The sequence below is a fragment of the Azospirillum sp. TSO5 genome, assembly GCF_003116065.1.
In the GTDB taxonomy this organism is placed as follows: domain Bacteria; phylum Pseudomonadota; class Alphaproteobacteria; order Azospirillales; family Azospirillaceae; genus Azospirillum.
Genome location: NZ_LGQY01000174.1, coordinates 1 through 20,372, shown reverse-complemented (window position 1 = coordinate 20,372; position 20,372 = coordinate 1). Strand labels below are relative to the sequence as shown.

Genomic DNA, 20,372 nt, shown 5'->3' with positions numbered 1-20,372 from the left:
GAAACGTCGATACTGTTACAGTTTCTCTGCTCAAAAGATGCACAGACGATCCTCATTGTGCCGATCCCCATCAGGAACCCAACACCCCAAGGCCGCAACGGCTACCAACTGCCGCCGCCTGCGCATCCCTTCTCGACTTCACGATCTACAATGTCCAAGATCCAGCCCGATCACGACAGATCATCGACCGGTGAACCGGATCGATGTATCGTCATTTTGAGATCGGAGGAGCGCAAACCGACCGGTTCGCGCTGGCAGGCATCTTTTCTAGCTCTCTCGGCCGATCGGGTCAAGCCCTTTTTTCGGCCTCTCCACCAAAGCGTCGGCGGAGCAATGAGCGGAAACGACACTGCCCCAATCCATCGGGGCCTCAACCACCGGCGTCTTCGCTTCCGCAAGGCCGCCGCCGGTCGAGGGCCGGGTATATACGCAGCCGCTTCGGGCTCGTCTAGGGCAAAATGCACTGGCCTGCGATTTTGCCGTACCCCTTCCTGCCTCGGCAACAGGGCACCCCAGGCGGCAATTTGATGCCGTCCTGTGCCATCGCACTTGCGGGATGGGCGAGCGGGAGACGATACAGGGGCGCTCCTGCCCTTTCCCGATCCGGCCATGCACGATCCCACCCTTCTGCTCGACGTCCTATTCCTGCTGCTGGCCGCGATTCTAGTGGTCCCGCTGTTCCAGGCCCTGCGCATTCCGGCGGTGCTGGGCTATCTCGTGGCGGGGGCGATGCTGGGTCCGCACACGCCGGGGCCGGTGGTCGATCTGGCGGTGCCCCAAGTGCTGTCGGAGTTCGGCGTCGTCTTCCTGCTGTTCGCCATCGGATTGGAATTGCCGGTCTCGCGCCTGCGCGCCATGCGGCATTACATCTTCGGGCTGGGACTGATGCAGGTCGGGCTGACCAGCGCCGCCATCGGCCTTGCCGCTTGGTGGCTCGGGCTGTCGCCGGAAGCGGCCCTGATCGTCGGCGGCATGCTGGCCTTCTCCTCCACCGCCACGGTGCTGAAACTGCTGGTCGAACGGGGCGAGACGGTCGCCCGCTTCGGCCGGATTTCCGTTGCGGTGCTGATCTTCCAGGACCTCGCGGTCGTGCCGCTGCTGACCCTGCTGCCGCTGCTGGCTGATCCGGATGCCAGCATTCCGCTGGCGCTGGCGCTCGCCGCGGCAAAGGCCGTGGCGGCGATCCTGGTCATCATGCTGCTGGGCCGCTTTGTCGTGCGGCCCGCTTATCGGTTCATCGCATCGGCCGGCAATCCGGAGCTGTTCACCGCCACCAACCTGTTCGTGGTTCTGGCGGTCGGCTGGCTGACGGCGGAAGCCGGCATGTCGATGGCGCTGGGCGCCTTCCTGGCCGGCATGCTGCTGGCCGATACCGCATACCGCCATCAGGTCGAGGCGGATATCGAGCCTTTCCGCGGGCTGCTGCTCGGGCTGTTCTTCATGACGGTGGGCATGTCGCTGGACCTGCCGGCCATGGCCGCCGAGGCGGAGACCATCGCGGCGCTGACCGCCGCTCTGCTGGTCGGCAAAAGCCTGCTTCTGTTCGTGCTGTGCCGGCTGTCGGGGCTTGGGCTGGCGACCTCGCTCAGGATCGGGCTGCTGCTGTCGCAGGGCGGCGAGTTCGCCTTCGTGCTGATCGGCAAGGCGGTCGGACTGTCGGTTCTGGACGGCCACACCGGCCTGCTGCTGTCCTCCTCGGTGGCGCTCAGCATGGCGGTGACGCCGGCGATCGGCGCGGTCGCCCAGCGCCTTGCCCAGCTGATCGAAGCGCGGATGGGTGCCGAAGCATTCGGAATCGAGACCAGCGATCTGAAAAGCCATGTGCTGATCTGCGGCTATGGCCGCGTCGGCAAAGCGGTCGCCAAGCTGCTGACCGAGCACAACATCGCCTATGTGGCGCTGGACCTGGAGCCGCAGCGGATCGCCGCCGCCCGCCATGACGGGCTGCCCGTCTATTACGGCGACGCCAGCCAGGGAACCGTGCTGCGCGCCGCGGGGATCGAGCGGGCGCGGGCCGCCGTCATTACCCTGAACCGGCCGGATGCCGCCCACCGCGCGGTGGAGGCGATCCACGCAACGGCGCCGAAGCTGCCGATCATCGCCCGCGCCCATGATCTGGGACAGAGCGCCACCCTGACAGGGGCCGGTGCCAGCGCCATCGTGCCGGAGACGATGGAGGCCAGCCTGCAACTGGCCGGCCTCGTCCTGCGCAGCGCCGGCGTCGATTCCGCCGCCATCGACCTCAGCCTGAAATCCTATCGGGACGGCAATTACCGCGCCCTAGCCGAGCAGAAAGTGGCTGAATAAAGGTCCTACCGCGCGAACACCCGCGCCCGCTCGACGTGGACGGCGCAGCGGTCGCCGGCGACGATGCCGAGCGTGGCGAGACGCTCGCGGTCCATCTCGGCTTCCAGTGCCAGACCGGCGAGGTCGATGTCGATGCGGGCGTCCGGGCCGACGACATGGATGCCGGAGATGCGCGCTGGACCGCCCGCGGCCGGCGTCACGCCGAGATCGTGCGGACGGACATAGGCCACCGCCGGTCCCTGCACGCCGCCATCGGTCGCGATGGCCAAGGTGCCGCCGCCGACACGGGCGATGCCGCCGTCCACCGTGCAGTCGAGCCGGTTCACCTGCCCGAGGAATTCATAGACGAAGGCGGAGGCGGGGTGATCGTAGACCTCCGCCGGCGTTCCGATCTGCTCGATCCGGCCCTGGTTCATCACCACCACGCGGTCGGCAAGCTCCAGCGCCTCCTCCTGGTCGTGGGTGACGAAGACGGAGGTGACATGGATGTCGTCGTGCAGCTTGCGCAGCCAGCGTCGCAACTCCTTGCGGACCTTGGCGTCGAGCGCGCCGAAAGGCTCGTCGAGCAGCAACACCTTCGGTTCGATGGCGAGAGCGCGGGCGAGCGCCACACGCTGGCGCTGGCCGCCCGACAGCTGCGCCGGATAACGGCCGGCGAAGGGCGACAGCTGCACCAGATCCAGCAGTTCGGTCACCCGCCGCCGGATCTCGGTTGAGCTTGGGCGTTGGCCGCGCGGTCGCACCTTCAGCCCGAAGGCGACATTGTCGAACACGGTCATGTGGCGGAACAGGGCGTAATGCTGAAAGACGAAGCCGACCTGCCGGTCGCGCGGCTTCAGCCCCAGCGCCTCCTCCCCATTCAGCAACAGGCCGCCGGCGTCGGGGCTTTCAAGCCCGGCCATGATGCGCAGCAGCGTGGTCTTGCCCGAGCCGGAGGGGCCGAGCAGGGCCAGAAGCTCTCCAGACCTCACCTCCAGATCGACGGAGTCGAGCGCGGTGAAATCGTTGAAGCGTTTGGTGATGCCTGAAACCTGGATCGCCATGGGGTCCGTTTCCTCTCCAGAGTCCGGCGATCAGTGCCGGGTCGCCGCCAGTTCATCCCCGAAGCGCCACTCCAGCGCGGTCTTCACGACCAGCGTGACCAGCGCCAGCATGGCCAGGAGCGAGGCGACCGCGAAGGCGGCGACGAAGTTGTATTCGTTGTAGAGAATCTCGACATGCAGCGGCATCGTGTTGGTCTCGCCCCGGATATGGCCGGAGACGACCGACACCGCGCCGAACTCGCCCATCGCGCGGGCGTTGCACAGCAGCACGCCGTAGAGCAGACCCCACTTGATGTTGGGAATGGTCACCCGCCAGAAGGTCTGCCAGCCGGACGCGCCCAGCACAAGCGCGGCCTCCTCCTCGTCGGAGCCCTGTTCCTGCATCAGCGGGATCAATTCGCGCGCCACGAAGGGGAAGGTGACGAAGACGGTGGCGAGCACCAGCCCCGGCACGGCGAAGATGATCTGGATGCCCATGTCGCGCAGATGGGCGCCGAACAGCCCGTTCAGGCCGAACAGCAGGACATAGATCAGGCCCGAGATCACCGGCGACACCGAGAAAGGCAGGTCGATCAGCGTGATCAGCAGGTTCTTGCCGCGGAAATCGAACTTGGCGACGCACCAGGAGGCGGCGACGCCGAATAGCAGATTGGCCGGCACCGAGATGGCGGCGACGATCAGCGTCAGCTCGATGGCCGCGACCGCGTCCGGCTCGGTCAGCGCCACCCAATAGGCGTCGAAGCCGCGGCGCAGCGCCTCGGCGAAGACCGCCACCAGGGGCAGCAGCAGGAACAGCGCCAGGAACAGCAGGGCGCCGGCAATCAGGACGAAGCGGATCCAAGCCGGTTCGCTCAGGGCCGACTGCACCGGGCGAGCGGGGATGCTGGTGACCGTATCAGCGGGCATGGCGCGACCTCATCCACTGCTGGAGGAGATTGAGGATCAGAAGCATGACGAAGGATACGCCGAGCATCGCGGTGCCGACCGCGGCGGCTCCGGCATAGTCGTACTGCTCCAGCTTGATGACGATCAGCAACGGTAGGATTTCCGTCAGGCCGGGCATGTTGCCGGCGATGAAGATGACGGAGCCGTATTCGCCGATGCCGCGGGCGAAGGACAGTGCGAAACCGGTCACCAGCGCCGGCAGAATGGCCGGCAAGATGACGCTACCGAAGGTCTGCAGGCGCGACGCGCCGAGGGAGGCGGCGGCTTCCTCCTCCTCCGGCGGCAGATCCTGGAGGATCGGCTGCACGGTGCGGACGACGAAGGGAAGCCCGATGAAGGTGAGCGCGATGGCGATGCCGAGCGGGGTGAAGGCGACCTTCAGGCCGAACAGCTCGTCCAGCGGCCGACCGATCCAGCCGTTCGGGGCGTAGAGTGCGCTGAGCGCGATGCCCGCCACCGCCGTCGGCAGGGCGAAGGGCAGATCGACCAGCGCATCCACAAGCCGCTTGCCGGGAAAATCGTAACGGACCAGGACCCAGGCGACGAGAAAGCCGAAGACCGCATTGGTCAGCGCGGCGGCGAAGGACAGCCCGAAACTGACCTGAAAGGCGGCCAGCACGCGCGGGGTGGTCACCGCCGCCCAGAAACCGCTCCAGCCGAGGCCGCTGGATTTGACGATCAGCGCCGAGAGCGGCACCAGCACGATGAAACCGAGGTAGCTGAGCGTGAAGCCGAGCGTCAGTCCGAAGCCCGGAAGGACGCTGGGCTTCCGGAAGAGCGGCAGGGAAGCGCGGAGCGTCACAGCACTCTCCCGTCCGGTGGGGACGGCATCGCTGCTGGCGGCGACCATGGGTCAGCGCCCCTTCTGGAAGATCTGGTCGAAGACGCCGCCATCCGCGAAGTGCTTTTCCTGCGCAGCACGCCAGCCCCCGAACTGGTCGATGGTAACCAGCTTAACATCGGCAAAGCGTCCCGCATACTGGGTGGCCAGTTCCGGCGAACGCGGACGGTAGAAGTTCCTGGCCGCGATCTCCTGCCCTTCACGGGTGTAGAGGAACTGCAGGTATGCCTCGGCCACCTTGCGGGTTCCCTTGCGGTCGACGACCTTGTCCACGACGGCGACCGGCGGTTCGGCCAGGATCGACAGGCTGGGCGTCACGATCTCGAACTTGTCGGCGCCGAATTCCTGCAGCGAGAGGTGAGCCTCGTTCTCCCAGGCCAGCAGGACGTCGCCGATTCCGCGCTGGGTGAAGGTCACGGTGGCGCCGCGGGCGCCGCTGTCCAGCACCGGGACGTTCTTCAGCAGCTGCGACACGAATTCCTTGGCCTTGGCCTCGTCGTTGCCGTTGGCCTGCATGGCATAGGCCCAGGCGGCCAGATAGTTCCAGCGGGCGCCGCCCGAGGTTTTCGGGTTGGGGGTGATGACCTGGACGCCCGGCCTCACCAGATCGTTCCAGTCCTTGATCCCCTTCGGATTGCCCTTCTTCACCAGGAACACGATGGTCGAGGTATAGGGGGCGCTGTTGTTCGGCAGGCGACCCTGCCAGTCCTTCGCCAGGAGACCGGCGTCGGCGATGGCATCGATGTCGTAGCCGAGCGCCAGGGTCACGATGTCCGCGTCCAGCCCGTCGATGACCGAGCGGGCCTGCTTGCCCGATCCGCCATGCGACTGACGGACCGTCAGGTCACGGCCGGTCTCCGCATGCCATGCCTTGGCGAAGGCCTTGTTGAACTCGACATAGAATTCCCTGGTGGGATCGTAGGACACGTTCAGCAGCGTATCCTTGGAGTCCGCGACGGCAACACCAAACCAAGCCAGCGTCAGGCCGGCGGCGAGGAGAGTCAGGCGACGAAGCGACATGGCAGAGGCCTCCTTGGGTAGCTGCCGATTTTACCAATTCTCTTTCGTGGTATCCGCGGCTCTTTTTCTATTGGTTTCGTAGAGTTTGCATGCCGGCAGGGTGCTTGGAAAGCAGTTTTTCGTGTCCGTCCGCGGGAAAACCGTGATTGGTCGTCAACCCGTTGGCATTACAGCGGAAAGTGCTCAAGCGGCTTCGTTCGGTATTGCACGGCCATCCCTCCACCGGACGGGTGATCATGATCGGAACCGGCAACTTTGCCGGTCTTGCCCTGTTGAGTACCGACAGATCGACATTGTCAGGAGCGAACACGATGGCTGGCCCTTTCCGGAAAGTGGGCACTGAACTCCCGAAGGCCGGCACCTCGCGGGGCATGGGTCGCCCCGCCATGTGGGGCATTCTGGGTATTCTTGCGGTTCTGGCCCTGCTGCTGCTGTTCTTCCCGACCTGGTAACGGTGGCCGGCGGCGATGCTGGTCTATGACGATCAGGAGGATTGCGAGGACCCGCGTCGCCGGATCGCGAGGCTGCGGTGCGGCCTTGCCGGCGGCGCAATGGCCGCTCCCGGTCCGGAGCGGCACGGCGCCCTGGTGACGCTGTTCATCGAAGCGGCCGAACTGGCACAGGGCCTAGCCGATTGGGAATTCTACGCCGCAGGCATGGATGACCGCACGCCCGTGCAGGATGCGGCCATGGCCGTGGTGATAGAGCTTGCCGCCGGCGTCGCCGCATCCTGGCTGTTAGGCGGGCGGTCGGCCGATCCACCGGATACCGCCGATACCCTCGATGCGCTCGACCTGCTGGCCGCGCTGCCGCTGCCTGAGGCGGTCGGTATGCGCAGGGCCGAAGGCTATGCCTTCTACAGCCTCTACCCGGAAGCCTATCTGGAGGCGGCGGCGCGTCTGCCGCCGCGCTTTGCCGAATCGCCGGTGGTGATCGGACTGCGCAGCATCGGCACCGGGCTGGCGGCGATGGCGGCGGTTGCGCTGAGGGCGGCGCCGCCGGTGACGTTGCGGCCGGTCGGCCATCCCTTCCGGCGCGAGCTGCGGCTGTCGGAGAGAGTGCGCGCCGCCTTGCTGGCAGATCCCGAGGCCGCCTATGTCATCGTGGACGAAGGGCCGGGGCTGTCGGGCAGTTCCTTCGGCGCCGTGGCCGACTGGCTGGAGGCGCAGGGGGTGGCGGCGGACCGGATCGCCTTCCTGCCCGGCCATGGCGGCGAGCTTGGCCCGCAATCCTCCGACCGTCACCGGCGGCGATGGGCCGAAGCGGTGCGACCGGTGGTCGGTTTCGACGACCTGTTCCGGTCCATGGATAGGCCGTTCCCGCCGCTGGAGCGATGGTTCATGGACAGTCTCGGCCCGCCCGTCGCACCGCTGGAGGATCTGTCGGGAGGCGGGTGGCGGCGACTGTACGGCAATTCCGACAGACTGTCGGCCAATCCGCAACAGGAGCGTCGCAAATTACTGCTGCGCACCGCCACAGGATCATGGCTGCTGAAATTCGCCGGGCTGGGCAGTGCGGGGGAACAGGCGCTGGAGCGTGCCCGCGCCCTTCACGCCGCCGGCTTCACCGCGGAGCCGTCGACCCTGCGCCACGGCTTCCTTGCGGAACGCTGGCTGGAGGACGCATGCCCGCTGACGGAGGGTGCACCGGATGCCGTTGAGCGCCTCGCCGGCTATCTGGCCTTCCGCGCCGAACGATTCCCCGCTCCGTCCGGGTCGGGCGCCGCCCTGACGGAACTGCTGACCATGGCGCGCACCAACATCGGCGAAGCGTTGGGCGACGGCGCCGCAAAGGCGCTGGAATGCTGGACGGCCGACCGGCTGGCCGAACTGGAAGCGGGCCTGCGCCGGGTCGTCACCGACAACCGCCTGCACCGCTGGGAATGGCTGCGGCTGCCCGACGGACGCCTGATGAAAAGCGATGCGCTGGACCACTCAGCCGCCCATGACCTGATCGGCTGCCAGGACATCGCCTGGGACGTGGCCGGCGGCATCGTGGAGTTCGATCTGTCGGACAGGCAGGCCGAGGCCCTGTGCCACATGGTCGAAGCGGTTGTGCCGCTCGACCGCGGGCTGCTGGCCTTCTGCATTCCCTGCTACATCGCCTTCCAGATCGGTTATTGGACCTTCGCCACCGGCAGCGACCCGTCCGCAGCCGACGAACGCCGCCGATACGAGGAGCGGTGGCTGCAAATCCGCTCGCCGTTCGAGGACGCGGGATGATGACGTTGACACCCGGTGGCGTCACTCCTATGGGTGGAAACGGATGCTGACCGAGTCCCGCCCGTCGAGGCGCCGCCGGCGGTCGTCGTGCCAACCGGGACCGTTCGAACGATGCATGCCTCCGACCGCCACGCCACCACGCTCACCGACCTGATCGCCCGGCTGCACGGTCCGGCCGGCACCGGGGAGGCCTTGAAGGCGATTTCGGAAAGCTGCGAAGCCGCGAGAGTGACAGGGCTGGGCTGCGATGCCGGGGCGATGGAGGCGCTGGACGTCGCGACCGCCAACCTGGACCCGATCCTGCGGGAATCGGCCCTGGCTGCCGTGTCCGGCGACCTGCGGCGATACCTGCGCATCCTGGACATGCTGGACAATGTGCTGGATCTGGCGTCGCTGGAGGGGATCAACCAGATCTACTGGTCCATGCAGCGCCAGCTTTTCCTGATGCGCATGGACATGGCGTCCGTCCCCAATTTCGTCACGGAGCACCTGTTCGCCTTCTACGAGCGCTTCCTGCGGCAGATCGCGTTGCGTCTGGGGCTGAGCCCGGCGGCGAGGCAGGCGGGGATGCCCGATACCGGACGGGTCGTCATCGTGACGAACCAGTTCCTGTCAGCCGAACACCAGCCGTCGCGCGACCTGCTGCTGCTGGCGGTGCGGTTGCAGCGCGATCTTGGCCGCACGGTTCTGGTGCTCAACACCAACATGATGCCGGACTGCTATTACAGCCCCTTCGTCCCGCCCTTCGCCGCCGCGCTGGAAGAGAGGCTGTCGGGGGAGCAGACGATCCGCTGCGGCGGCGAGCGGATCCGCATGCTGTCGTCCACCGCGCCCGGCATCACCGCGGAAAAGCTGGGCGGTTTCCTGTCGGCGGTGGAGGCGTTCGATCCCGATCTGGCGATCGCCTTCGGCGGCTCGGTGATCGTCGCCGACCTGCTGGAATGCGCGCGTCCGCTGATGTGCATCCCGACGACCAGCGGGCGGATCGTCTCGCTTGCCGACATCGTGCTGGATTTCGGCGGCCATGCGCCGCCGGCCGGCCATGGGCGGCTCGCCCGGTCCTGGCGTCCGTCGCGCTTCGGCCTGTCGCTGCGCCGCACCGGGGATACCGCGACGCGCGCCGAATTCTCTCTGCCTGACTCGGCGTTCGTCTGTGTCGTGGTCGGCAACCGCCTGGATGCCGAGGCCGACGGCGCGTTCCTGAAGCTGTTGGGGCGAATTCTGGACGCCGTGCCGCAGGCGCTGGTGCTGTTCGCCGGCGGGGTGGAGAGTTTGCCCGGACGGCTGGCCGTGCACGGGCATGCCGGGCAGCTGCGCAGCCTCGGCCATGTCGAGCGGATGGAGGCGCTGATGTCGGTCTGCGACCTGTTCGTCAATCCGCGCCGCACCGGCGGCGGAGCGGGGGCGGCGCAGGCGATGGCGGGCGGCGTGCCGGTGCTGTCCTTCGACGGCGGAGACGTCGCCAGCGTGGCCGGCCCCTCCTTCCTGGTCGCCGATGATGCGGCCTTCGTCGCCCGTGCCGCCGCCCTGGCCGGCGATCCGGCGCTGCTGGAAGAAGCGCGGCAGCAGGCCCGCGCCCGCATCGCCACAGTGGAGCGGGAGGGCGCCGACAACGCACAGCTTTCCGCCTACATGGCCGAGGCGGCCGGCCTGTTCGCGGCGCGGAGATAGCGCATGCGCTTCCTGCTTTGCGGACAGGGCACGTCGGAAATCCTGTGGTCGATCCACGCGGCCCTGATCGATCTGGGGCACGAATCCGTGCTGGCGCTGCCCGACATCTCGCAGGAGGTGATCGACCGCCGCGTCGATGTCCTGTTCGTGCTGAACCTGTTCGAGATTCCCAGGCCGACGGTGGAGATGCTGCGCGCCTACATCGCGCAGTTCGGCGGCCAGCCGGACAAGGGGCCGGCCATCGTCCATATCTGCCTGAAGCACCCGCTGGAGGAGATCGGCGCCGGCACGGCGGAGGAGATCCGCGACGCCGACCGCTGGATGACCGACAACGATGTTTCCATGTGGTGCATGTGCCAGGGTTCGGCGGAGCAGGCCGTACGCCTGGGGCTGAGCCGGGTCTTTTACGAGCCGCTGGGGGTTCATCGCTCGATCTGCACCGCTCCGGCAGCGGACGGGACGGTTGACCTGTACAAGCGCTGGATGGCGCAGGACACGCCCGGCCTGCGGCGTCACCCCTATGCCGCGATGAAGGGGCACTCAGATGCCGGGGCCGACACCGAAGCGAAGGTGAGCGACCGCTTCCTCTATCTGGGGCAGGGTTGGCCGGAGCATCTGGAGTCCGGACGCGACCCGGTTTCCCCGGCGATCCGGCGCGATGCGGAGGCAGTGGCCGTGGCGATGATGGAACGGCCTATGCTGCACCGGCTGCAGGCCATGGATTTCTGCGGGCTGGCGGACCGGGCGGCGGATCCGGCCTGGACCCTGGAGTTCAACCGGGCCTTCACCATCGCCTTCGCGGTGGAGAACCGGCGCCGCTTCGCCAGCGCGCTACGCCGTGGATTCGGCGAGGGATTCTCGCTGTGGGGCAATGGTTGGGCGCGGTTTGGCATCAAAGCCGGACCGGTGTCGGCGGCACCGCGCAACGCCTACCCCACCGCAGCGGCCTGCCTGGATTTCGGCAGCCTCGCCTACGACACGGCGATCTTCCCGAGGACGCTGGAGATCGTCAAACGGAACGGGCTGCTGGTGAGCTGGCGCCACGCCGACACCGCCCTGCTGTTCGGTCCATATGAGGATGTGCTGACCTTCACCGGCGAGGACGACGCCGTGCGCCTCCTCTCCGCATTGGCCGGCGACGCCGACCGCCGCGCGAGGCTGCGGTCGACGTATCTGGAGCATTGCTTCGACGCCCTGGCATTGACCGCCATCCTGCCGCGGGTGATCGGACACGCCTGCAACTGACCGGGCCTATCCCCGCTTGCGCCGCTGCGCCTTGCGGACGATCGCCTCGATGCAGTCGAGCACGCGGACCGCGTTGGCGAGGCGCCCATCGGCGTCCGGCGCCTCCAGCGCGGCGGACAGCCGGTCGTCCTGGGCGCGCAGGAAGCCCCTGGAGCGTTTCGCCAGCGTCGCCGCCTTGGCCGCGGCGCGCTCGCCCCGTAGAGTGACGGCGACGCCCGCCGGGCCGCAGCCGAGCGACGCGACGCCCAATGCCCGGCAACGGCAGCGCAGGTCGGCAATGGCCAGCAGCCGCTCCACCGGGTCCGGCAGCGGGCCGAAGCGGTCCTCCATCTCCTCGCGCAGGGCGTCCAGTTCGCCCGCCTCGCGGGTGCGGGCGATGCGGCGGTGCAGGCCGATGCGCAGCTCCTCCTCCGGGATGTAGGCGGAAGGGATGCAGTGCGGCACCGCGACCGTCACCTCCGGGTCCCAGCGATCGTCGGGCTGGCGGCGCAGCGTCCGCAGGGCGTCGGCCAGGATGCGCTGGTAGAGTTCGGTCCCCACCGCGCGCAGATGGCCGCTCTGATCCTCGCCCAGCAGGTCGCCCGCCCCACGCTGGTCGAGGTCGAGCATGCTCAGGACGAAGCCGCCGCCCAGGCTTTCGATCACCTCCAGCGAGCCGAGCCGGCGGGCCGCCCGCTCCTCCAGCGGGTGGTCGGGATCGGTCAGCAGATAGGCGTAACCCTGAACCGCACCCCGCCCGACCCGGCCGCGGAGCTGGTGCAGCTGGCCCAGCCCGAACAGGTCGGGGCGGAACAGCAGCAGCGTGTTGGCGCGCGGGATGTCGATGCCGGATTCGATGATCGGCGTCGCCAACAGGATGTCGCTCTCGCCGTCGACGAAGCCCATCACCGCATCGTCCAGCGCCGCCGCACCCAGCCGGCCATGCGCCACCGCGATGCGGGCCGACGGCGCCAGTTCGCGGATCCATGCCTCCAGCTCACCCAGGTCGGCGATGCGCGGAGCGACGCAGAAGGCCTGCCCGCCGCGCCCCAGTTCACGCAGCAGGGCGGCGCGGGCGGTGGCCGGGTCGCGCGGTGTCACGGCGGTGCGCACCGGCCGGCGGCGGGCCGGCGGGGTGTCGATGATGCTGAGCCCGCGCAGGCCGGCCAGGGCGCCCTGCAGGGTGCGCGGGATCGGCGTGGCGCTGAGCGCCAGACTGTGGACGCCCTTGGTCCGCTGCTTCAGCGCCTGCTTCTGGGCGGCGCCGAAGCGCTGTTCCTCATCCACCACCATCAGGCCGAGCCGGCCGAACCGGACATCCTTGGACAGCAGCGCATGCGTGCCGATGACGATGTCGACCGACCCGTCGGCCAGCCCGGCGCGCACCCGGTCGGCCTCGGCCTTGGTCATGCCCCCGGTCAGCGGCTCCACCGTCACGCCGAAGCCGGCGAAGCGGCGGCGGAACACGTCCAGATGCTGGCGGGCGAGGACGGAGGTCGGGGCCATCACCGCCACCTGATGGCCGGCAAAGGCGACGGCCGCCGCCGCGCGCAATGCCACCTCGGTCTTGCCGTACCCGACATCGGCGCAGACCAGATGGTCCATCGGATGACCCTGCCGCATGGCGTCGAGCACAGCCTGGACGGCGCGCCGCTGCCCCTCGGTGGGATCGAAGCCGAAACGGGCGCCGAAACGGCGCATGCGGTCGGCCGGAGGGTCGATGACCGGCGCAACTTCGCGCGCACGGCGGCGGGCCTCGCGCAGGATGCCCTTAGCGGTATCGGCGATCTCCGTTTCCAGCACGGCGCGGCGTTCCAGCCAGTGAGCGTTCTTCAGGCTGTCGAGCCTGGCGCCGGTGTCGGCCGAGCCATGGCGCCACAGCCGGTCGAAATCGGCGGTCGGCACCAGCAACCGGTCGTCATGGGCATAATCCAGCACCAGAAAATCGGCGGCCGAGCCCTCCTCGTCGCCGTCGGCGGCGGCGATGGTTTCCAGTCCGATCAGGCGGCCGATGCCATAGTCGAGATGCACGACGAAGTCGCCGGTCGCCAGCTCCGACGGGGCCAGCGGCGGCCGGGTCGGCGTCGCGCCACCGCGATCCTCGCCATGGCGCGGCGCCACCAGCACCGTCATGCCGTCGCAGACGAAACCGTCGGCCGTCCGCAACGGCAGCACGGCACAGTCACCCGCAGCCAGGAGCGGTTCGGGCCAGCGGTCCAGACGCGGAACCGGACGCCCCAACACCGAAGACGCCCGCTCCGCCAATCGGTCGGCCTCGCCCGAACCCGCGCCGGATCGGGCGGCGAGCAGCACGGCCCTACCCTCGCCGATCAGGGCCGCTGCGCGCCGCAGCAGCGTGCGCTCGGTTCGCGCCGCTTCCACGGCATGGCCTGCCGTCATGTCCACCGGCAGCACGGAGCGTGCGGAAAGTTTTTCTTCCAGGGCACCGGCGTCGATCAGCCGGCGTTCGAGCGCCGGGATCGGCAGCAGACAGGGATCGTCACGGCGGATGCGCCGGTCCAGCCCGGCTTCGGCCAGATCGTCGGCCCGCGCCTCGATGCGGTCGCGCGCGCCGGCATCCAGCACGATCAGCGCATCCGGCAGCAGATCCAGCAGCAGCGGACAGTTGTCGAAAACGTTGGGAAGCTGGAGGTCGAAACCATAAGGGCGCCGGCCTTCCTCCAGTTGCCGCCGCAGTTCGCCCGGCAGAGCCGATCCCAGACCGGCGAGGCTGGCGGCCAGCCGGTCGAGCATCTCCGGCCCGATGATCAGGTCGGTGACCGGGCTCAGCGTAAGATCGTCGATCGATTCAACCGACCGCTGGGACACCGGGTCGTAGAGGCGCAGGTCACGCACGATGCCATCGGTGATGTCGCAACGGACGGGGCGGTCGCTGTCACCGGGGAAGACCTCCACCACCGCACCGCGGATCGCCACCTCGCCGGGTTCATCCACCCGGTCGTCCAGCACATAGCCGGTGCGGGCGAACCAACCGCGCCACGCCGTCTCGTCATAGGCCATGCCCCGCGTCAGGCGGAAGCGTCCGCCCGTCCAAGCCTGTGGCGGCGGCAACCGTTGCAGGGCCAGATCGGCCGAAGCCACCACCAGTCGCCCGGGCGCCGGAGCTTCCCCTTCCGCCAGTCGCATCAGGCCGGCGGCACGGCGGCCCAGCACGGCCCGCGATGGCGCGGCCCGGTCGCCGGCGGCGGTTTCGTCAATCGGGAGCAGAACGGTGTCGAGATCGGGGAACAGGTCGCCCACCAGCCGTGCCAGCCGGGTGGCGCGCGCGTCGCTGCGGGCGAGCAGCAGGACGCCGCCCGGCCGGCGGGCGAGCGCAGCCAGCCGAATGGCCAGTTCGCCTTCGCTCTGCACGGATAAAGTGGCGGGAGACGACGCCGGAACCGGGGGCGGCGCGTCGGGCGACGGATCGGCGACGGGGACTCCGTCAAGCATGATGGGCGTACATGGTGGGCAGGCTCCGGTCTATGGCTCCGCGCACCCCTCGGGAAGAGGGACGGCGGGGCTGCGGAGGTTCAACACCGCCGGGTCCCCCGCGGTTGCCTACCCTTCAGTCTAGCGGAACTTTCCGGTTCAGTGCAGCACCAGCCAGCCGACCAGAACCGCCAGAAAGGCGCCGGCCGTCGACCCCAGCACGGTCAGCAGCGGCGACCAGCCCGCTCCGCCCGTCATTTCCGCCGATGCGCTGTCCAGGCCGCGCAGGCTCTGGTCCATCCGCATCAGGAACACTTCCAGCCCGCCGACCCGCTCCGTCAGTTCGCGCAAGGACCCGGCCAGGGAGTCGGTTCGCTCGTCCTGGGCCTTTTCCAGACGGGAGGCGTCGGCGCGCAGGGCCGTCACCCCTTCGCCCGCATCGCGCAGCAGGCGGCCGATGGCCTGCTGGGCGGCGGCAAGCTGGCGCTGGTCGCGGCGGACCGCGTCGATCCGCTCGCCGATGCGGTGCAGATGCGGCGCCAGCAGCCGGTCGAGCCGCTGGTCCTCCGGGTTCGGCTGGGCGAAGGTCGCGGTCTCGCCGGTGGAGGGCGAGCGCACCACCGCCACCACCCGCGAGGGGTCCGCCCCCTCCGGCAAGGTCACCTCCGCCTCGAAGGCATGGGCACCGTCGCCGATGCCGCCGCCGGCCAGATCGGGCCGTGGCCGGTCGGCCGTCACCCGCGCCAGCGTTTCCGGCGGACCGCCGTCCCGCTCCAGCCGCAGTTCGACCTCCAGCCGGTCGGCCGGATGGTTGCCGTCCCAGGCCCAGCCGAACACCCGGCCACCCTGCAGGGCGTCGATGTGGCCGACGATGGCCGCCGCTTGGGGTGCGTCGATGGGATCGGCCACGGGGGTGGTCTCGCGAAGCTCGACGATCTTGGCGGTGGCGGACATGGGACCGGCTTCCGGTTGTTGGACTGGAGAGTGCGTTTTCGCTTACGCCGCCTTGCGGTCGGTGGCGCGGCGCAGGGTGTGGCTGGGCATGCGGTGGGGGACGTAGTTCTCGTCCAGGAATTCCCGCATGTCGCGATAGCGCTGGTAGTAGGTGCGGTTGAACTTCTCGAACAGGCTCTGGTCCCAATATTCTTCGAGGACGAAGGGCTTGTCCGAATAGACGTTGTAGCAGGGGATCGCGAAGGTCTCCGCGAACTCCGCCGTGCGGCTGTCATAGCTGAAGTAGACCGACGGCGTGGCGTTCGACAGCGCCATCAGGTTGCCGTGCAGGCGATAGCCGAGCACGAGATCCTTCGACCGCACGAGGTTCTCATAGTCGGCGACGACGTCCGAATACCACAGGCGCTCGCGGTACAGCGCGTCCATTTCGTCATCGAAATACCACTGCTTCAGCCAGGCGCTGTCATGCAGGTGCGCCCAGGCCTCCGCCTTCTGCTCCTCGGTTCCCCACAGCAGCTTCTTCTCCTCCACCTCGCCCTGCATCATCAGGACGGTGTCGAAGCGGCGGGAAATGTCCTTCACGAAGTCGCGGTGGCGTTCCAGATACTTGCGGACGTCCGGCGAATAATGCTTGGAGACCTCGCGGCGCATCGTGATGCCGACCTTGCGCACGCTGTCGAGCGCCGGCAGGTCGATGCGCAGTTCCGGGTCGCGGTTGCGGAAGGCGGTCGGGCAGCCAACGATGCGGGTGTTCTTGATGCCCAGGTCCCACAGCACTTCAGCGGTGTAGGTGCCGCGCACGCCCAGCGTCGTCGATTTGTCGGCGATCATCCGCCAGATGCGCTTGCTTTCCTCGGTCAGCGTCAGCTTGCCGGTGGCCGGCGCCTGGGCGCCGACGCCAAAGGCGATGACGGGAATGCGCAGCTTCGCCAGCACCTGGATGGTCGCCGCCGGCCAGTCCATCGAATCATGGATGTAGTTGCTGCCGCGCAGGAAGACGTAGTCATATTCCGCATTGATCCGGTCGACCACCTCCTGCCGGAACTCGCGGATCTCCAGAACATCCAGCTTGTCGTAGGTCAGCAGCTTCAACGAGGAGTCGAAGACGAACGCGTCACCGATGTTGTGATAGTGGTCGATGCTGCGCTGAATGTCCTGGTAGCTGTACCAACGCACGCAGTCGTGATCGTAGACTTCGCCCGACGGAATCATGACGAGGATGTTGGCCACGGCGGCTCTCCCTGGGTTGGGCGACAATAGGGGCGGATGTTGCCCGGATTACCGCCGGGCTAAATCGAATCTTCACACTGAACCTATGCTAGAGGTCCTGCGATTTTCGATCCAACATTACCAATATGTTCGGCGACATGCGGAATGAAATCTTCCTGATATTCGAAAATATCACAGCACATTCCAACATTCCCTTATCACGACCGCTGCGCCACCGCCCGCTCCGGCATCGAGGGCGCCGCGCCGCCGGCGGCCAGCAACGCGTCGAACACTTCAGAGTGCTGGCGCGCGCATTCGGCGCGGTCGATGGGGCGACGGATGCGCAGGCGCAGACGGTCCCACAGGTCCGGCGAGGTCAGCGCCTCCGTCATGCGGTCCACCAGATCCTCGACGCTGCCGTTGCGGAAATGCAGGCCGTCGACGCCGTGGGTCACCTTTTCCGCCATGCCGCCGATGTTGCTGGCGATGATCGGGCGGCCATGCAGGAAGGCCTCCTGGATGACGACGGGGGAGTTCTCCCACCAGATCGACGGGATGATCATCCAATCGACGTCCTTCATCAGGCCCGGCAGTTCGGCCGAGCGGTAGCTGCCGTAGAAGCGCACCCGGTCGCCGGCCTTCTCCACCGCGTCGTTGAAGCGCTTCTGATAGGCCTCCGGCTGGCGTTCCAGGTTGCCGCCGAAGATCATCAGCGCGCCGTCCTCGCCCCAGGCCTTGTCGGAGATGCGCGACACCGCCTCCACCAGCAGATGGGCGCCCTTGAACTCGGTCAGCTGACCGAAGAAGGCGAAGCGGTTGCGCTTGCCGGCGCGGGTGACCGGGCGCGGCGGGGCGATGCCCTCGATGGTCAGGCCGTTCTCGATCATGCGGAACTTCTCGCGCGGCAGCCCCCAGTCGACATAGCGGTCGATCAGGAAGTTCGACGGGCTGATGTAGAAGTCCGCCTGCTCCAGGAAGGTCTTCAGGAACAGCTCGCGCTTGAAGAACTCCGCCTCGCCGATGTGCGGGAAGCAGCCGGCGCAGTCGGCCGGGCTGGCGCGGTAGCACAGCGCGTTGCGGCTGGTCTTCACCATCTGGCCATGATGGTGGCAGATCGACAGGTATTCATGCAGCGTCACCACGATGGGCACGCGCGGCAGCGCCTGACGCACCGCCTGAATCGTCTCGATCCCCAGCCCGAGGAAATGGTGGAAGTTCACCACATCCGGCTGGAGGTCGCGGACGTAGCGGACGAAGTCCTTCTCCAGCCCCGGCAGATTGCGGTTGGACAGGCGGAAATGGTCGTAGTCGTTGGCGTAGTACAGCACCTCCCGCTCCTTCTGGCGCAGAGCCATCAGGGCGGAGCCGCGATGCTGGGCGATGGGCGGCGCCACGCGGGCGAGATAATGGCTTTCCCAGCCCGGCAGGTCGTGCAGGCCGTTGTGCAGGTTGTAGGAGGCGACCTCACCCCCGCCCAGCGAGAAGGAGGGGTGGCCATGGCTGATGATCAGCGCGCGCTTGGTCTTGCTCATCGGGTGACCGTCTGTCCTAAGCGGGGGTGGTGAGGTGGTTGTGTCGCTTGCCCGCTGTTGCCCCCTCCCCATCCCTCCCCCGCTGCGCGGGAGAGGGGGCAGGACGCTTGCAGGGCTTCTGCAACGGAGTGGCGGCAGTTCCCTCTCCCGCGCAGCGGGGGAGGGTTAGGGAGGGGGCAAGAGTTGGCGTTAGGCCGCGATCGACGCCTTCCAGCGCTCCACGAAACTCCATTCGTCGACCAGCGCGCTCATGCGCTCCAGCCGGGGGTCGCGGGTGTGGCGGGGCTGTTCGTCGACCGCCACCAGCCGGACCTTCGGCAGCCACAGGCAGGAGCCGCCGGCCGCCCGAACCCGCAGGCACAGGTCCAGTCCCTTCGGCTCCGACCCGAGATAGCGGCCGCCGTCGGCCATCGCGCGGACCAGCAGTTCGCGCGGCAGCAGCGCGCAGTCGGCCGAGGCGGCATCGACCATCGACGCCTCCTGCTCCTTCAGCCAGTCGCGCGGGTAGCCGGCGAAGCGGCGCTCGTAGGTGACCATGCCGCCCGGCCCTTCCACCGCGACGATGCCGGCGAAGCGGACCGAATGGTCCTCATACAGCAGGGTCGGGCTGGCCATCACCGGCGCCAGCGCGGCGGAGCCGACGGCGTTCGGCTTGCGGATCGCACGCTCCAGCGCCGACAGCCAGCCGCGCTCGGTCGGCAGAACCGACGGGGAGAGCAGCAGGACGCGGTCGGCGCGGACATGCGGCAGGGCCGCCGCGACCGCCTCGAACGGGTCGGCGGCGGTGGGAGCCGCGACGAAGCCGACCGAAAGACGATAGAAGCCGGCAGCCTGCCGGACCATGCCGGCCAGACGTTCATGCGTACCGGCACCGGCCACCACCAGGATCTCCGCCTCGGCGAAGTCCGGATCGTTCGCCATGCGGGCGAGGTTCAGGTCGACATCCTCACGCCCGTCGCAGACCGGCAGGATCACCGACACGCGCGGGCTCTTCAGCGCGCGGCCCATCGGGTGCAGGACGGAGGAGGGAGCCGGCTGTCCGGACGCCGCGGTGCGCAACATCGGCCCGAGATGGTTGGCGATGACGCGGTCGATGGACGGGCTGTCGGGATTGACCGCCCCCAGCATGCGGCGCAGCGCATCGCCGGTCGGCGGCTGGCAGGGCAGCGGCAGGAAGGCGATGCCGTCGGCCAGCGTCAGTTCCAGATGGAACTCGGCATCGGCGGCGATGCCGGCCGGTTCGCGGGCGAAGGCGGTGAAGCCGTGGGCGTCATTGCCCGGAATCAGACGGCCGGCGAACAGCGCATCGTGGGCGAAGGCATCGGACACGTCCTTGCGGGACAGCCGCGACCAGTCGGTGTCCAGCCGCGCCGTCATGCCGGCGCCCTTCACCGTCACCGCGCGGACCGCCTGAGAAGGGTCGAGCAGCCAGCCGCATACGAACAGCCCTGCCCCCGGAACGCGCACCGCCATGTCCAGCCCCATACGCACCGGAGCCTGGATCTGCGACACCGTCTCCACCCCATTGTAACGGGCGGCGATGGCGGCGGCGACACCGCGGCGGGCGGCATCTCCCTGCAACTGGCCCAGCATGTCCCGGGCATGGGCGGAGGCGACGCCGTCGGCCAGCAACTGCCGGTGCTCGAAGATCGCGAGATGGCGCCAGCCGTCGTCGGCGCGGAAATGGATGCGGCGAATGGTGTCCGGCGCGGCGACCGGGCCTTCCAGAACGGTCAGCAGGCCGGAGGCATCGTCGGGCAGGTCGGGACGGTGGAAGGGCGCGGCGGCGCTGGCATGGGGGCGCAGATCGTCGGCCTCGACCAGCACGGGAGCGGCACCGGCCGGGAAGCCGTGCGACCAGCCCTGCACCATCAGCGCGCCGTCGCGGAAGCGGCCCAGCACCTCGGCGAAGCCGTCGGGACGGGAGGCCTCCTGCGCCAGACCGGACAGCAGGCGGGTGCGGCGGGCGCCC

Annotated in this window: 15 protein-coding genes; 6 read left to right on the top strand and 9 right to left on the bottom strand. The window is 68.4% G+C overall.

Annotated elements, in window-relative coordinates:
- Together TSO5_RS33165 and TSO5_RS31595 are read left to right on the top strand one after the other, a co-directional pair.
- Positions 1-194, top strand: a 194-nt coding sequence (locus TSO5_RS33165) for a hypothetical protein (protein ID WP_211099794.1), incomplete at its 5' end; no start/stop codon positions are given.
- 415 nt (positions 195-609) lie between these two features.
- Positions 610-2,307 (top strand): monovalent cation:proton antiporter-2 (CPA2) family protein, encoded by a 1,698-nt coding sequence (locus TSO5_RS31595; protein ID WP_109155326.1) that lies wholly within the window; start codon positions 610-612, stop codon positions 2,305-2,307.
- A 5-nt stretch (positions 2,308-2,312) separates the two neighbouring features.
- Here TSO5_RS31595 and TSO5_RS31590 read toward each other — a convergent pair whose 3' ends face one another.
- From TSO5_RS31590 to TSO5_RS31575, 4 genes are read right to left on the bottom strand one after another with little or no spacing between them, the layout of a single operon-like run.
- Positions 2,313-3,350 (bottom strand): sulfate ABC transporter ATP-binding protein, encoded by a 1,038-nt coding sequence (locus tag TSO5_RS31590; protein WP_109155325.1) that lies wholly within the window; start codon positions 3,348-3,350, stop codon positions 2,313-2,315.
- A 30-nt stretch (positions 3,351-3,380) separates the two neighbouring features.
- Positions 3,381-4,256, bottom strand: coding sequence for a sulfate ABC transporter permease subunit CysW (gene cysW, locus TSO5_RS31585; protein ID WP_109155323.1), 876 nt, complete (start codon positions 4,254-4,256; stop codon positions 3,381-3,383).
- Positions 4,246-5,145, bottom strand: coding sequence for a sulfate ABC transporter permease subunit CysT (gene cysT, locus TSO5_RS31580; RefSeq protein WP_109155322.1), 900 nt, complete (start codon positions 5,143-5,145; stop codon positions 4,246-4,248). The genes cysW and cysT overlap by 11 nt, the downstream gene beginning before the upstream one ends.
- Positions 5,146-5,148: 3 nt before the next feature.
- On the bottom strand, positions 5,149-6,156 hold the full coding sequence (locus tag TSO5_RS31575; RefSeq protein ID WP_109155321.1) for a sulfate ABC transporter substrate-binding protein: 1,008 nt from the start codon (positions 6,154-6,156) through the stop codon (positions 5,149-5,151).
- 146 nt (positions 6,157-6,302) lie between these two features.
- Here TSO5_RS31575 and TSO5_RS32505 point away from each other — a divergent pair, with 146 nt between their 5' ends.
- The 4 genes from TSO5_RS32505 to TSO5_RS31560 all read left to right on the top strand — a co-directional run bounded on the left by TSO5_RS32505 (position 6,303) and on the right by TSO5_RS31560 (position 11,294).
- On the top strand, positions 6,303-6,608 hold the full coding sequence (locus TSO5_RS32505; protein ID WP_146203883.1) for a hypothetical protein: 306 nt from the start codon (positions 6,303-6,305) through the stop codon (positions 6,606-6,608).
- A 15-nt stretch (positions 6,609-6,623) separates the two neighbouring features.
- Positions 6,624-8,378 carry a hypothetical protein gene (locus TSO5_RS31570; protein WP_109155320.1) on the top strand — a complete coding sequence of 585 codons (1,755 nt, stop codon included), beginning with the start codon at positions 6,624-6,626 and terminating at the stop codon, positions 8,376-8,378.
- A gap of 111 nt (positions 8,379-8,489) precedes the next feature.
- Complete coding sequence (locus TSO5_RS31565) at positions 8,490-10,049, top strand: glycosyltransferase (protein ID WP_109155319.1); 1,560 nt, start codon at positions 8,490-8,492, stop codon at positions 10,047-10,049.
- A 3-nt stretch (positions 10,050-10,052) separates the two neighbouring features.
- A complete protein-coding gene (locus TSO5_RS31560; RefSeq protein ID WP_109155317.1) occupies positions 10,053-11,294 on the top strand; it encodes a hypothetical protein in 1,242 nt (413 codons plus the stop codon).
- A 6-nt stretch (positions 11,295-11,300) separates the two neighbouring features.
- Here TSO5_RS31560 and TSO5_RS31555 read toward each other — a convergent pair whose 3' ends face one another.
- The 5 genes from TSO5_RS31555 to TSO5_RS31535 all read right to left on the bottom strand — a co-directional run.
- Positions 11,301-14,726, bottom strand: a complete 3,426-nt coding sequence (locus TSO5_RS31555) for a DEAD/DEAH box helicase (RefSeq protein WP_109155315.1) — start codon at positions 14,724-14,726, stop codon at positions 11,301-11,303.
- A gap of 138 nt (positions 14,727-14,864) precedes the next feature.
- Positions 14,865-15,659: a hypothetical protein gene (locus TSO5_RS31550; RefSeq protein ID WP_109155314.1), complete on the bottom strand. Its 795-nt coding sequence runs from the start codon at positions 15,657-15,659 to the stop codon at positions 14,865-14,867.
- 42 nt (positions 15,660-15,701) lie between these two features.
- Complete coding sequence (locus tag TSO5_RS31545; protein WP_109155313.1) at positions 15,702-16,889, bottom strand: polysaccharide pyruvyl transferase family protein; 1,188 nt, start codon at positions 16,887-16,889, stop codon at positions 15,702-15,704.
- Between the two features lie 197 nt (positions 16,890-17,086).
- Positions 17,087-18,400 (bottom strand): glycosyltransferase family 4 protein, encoded by a 1,314-nt coding sequence (locus tag TSO5_RS31540; RefSeq protein ID WP_109155312.1) that lies wholly within the window; start codon positions 18,398-18,400, stop codon positions 17,087-17,089.
- A gap of 189 nt (positions 18,401-18,589) precedes the next feature.
- Positions 18,590-20,372, bottom strand: a 1,783-nt coding sequence (locus TSO5_RS31535) for a hypothetical protein (RefSeq protein WP_109155310.1), incomplete at its 5' end; no start/stop codon positions are given.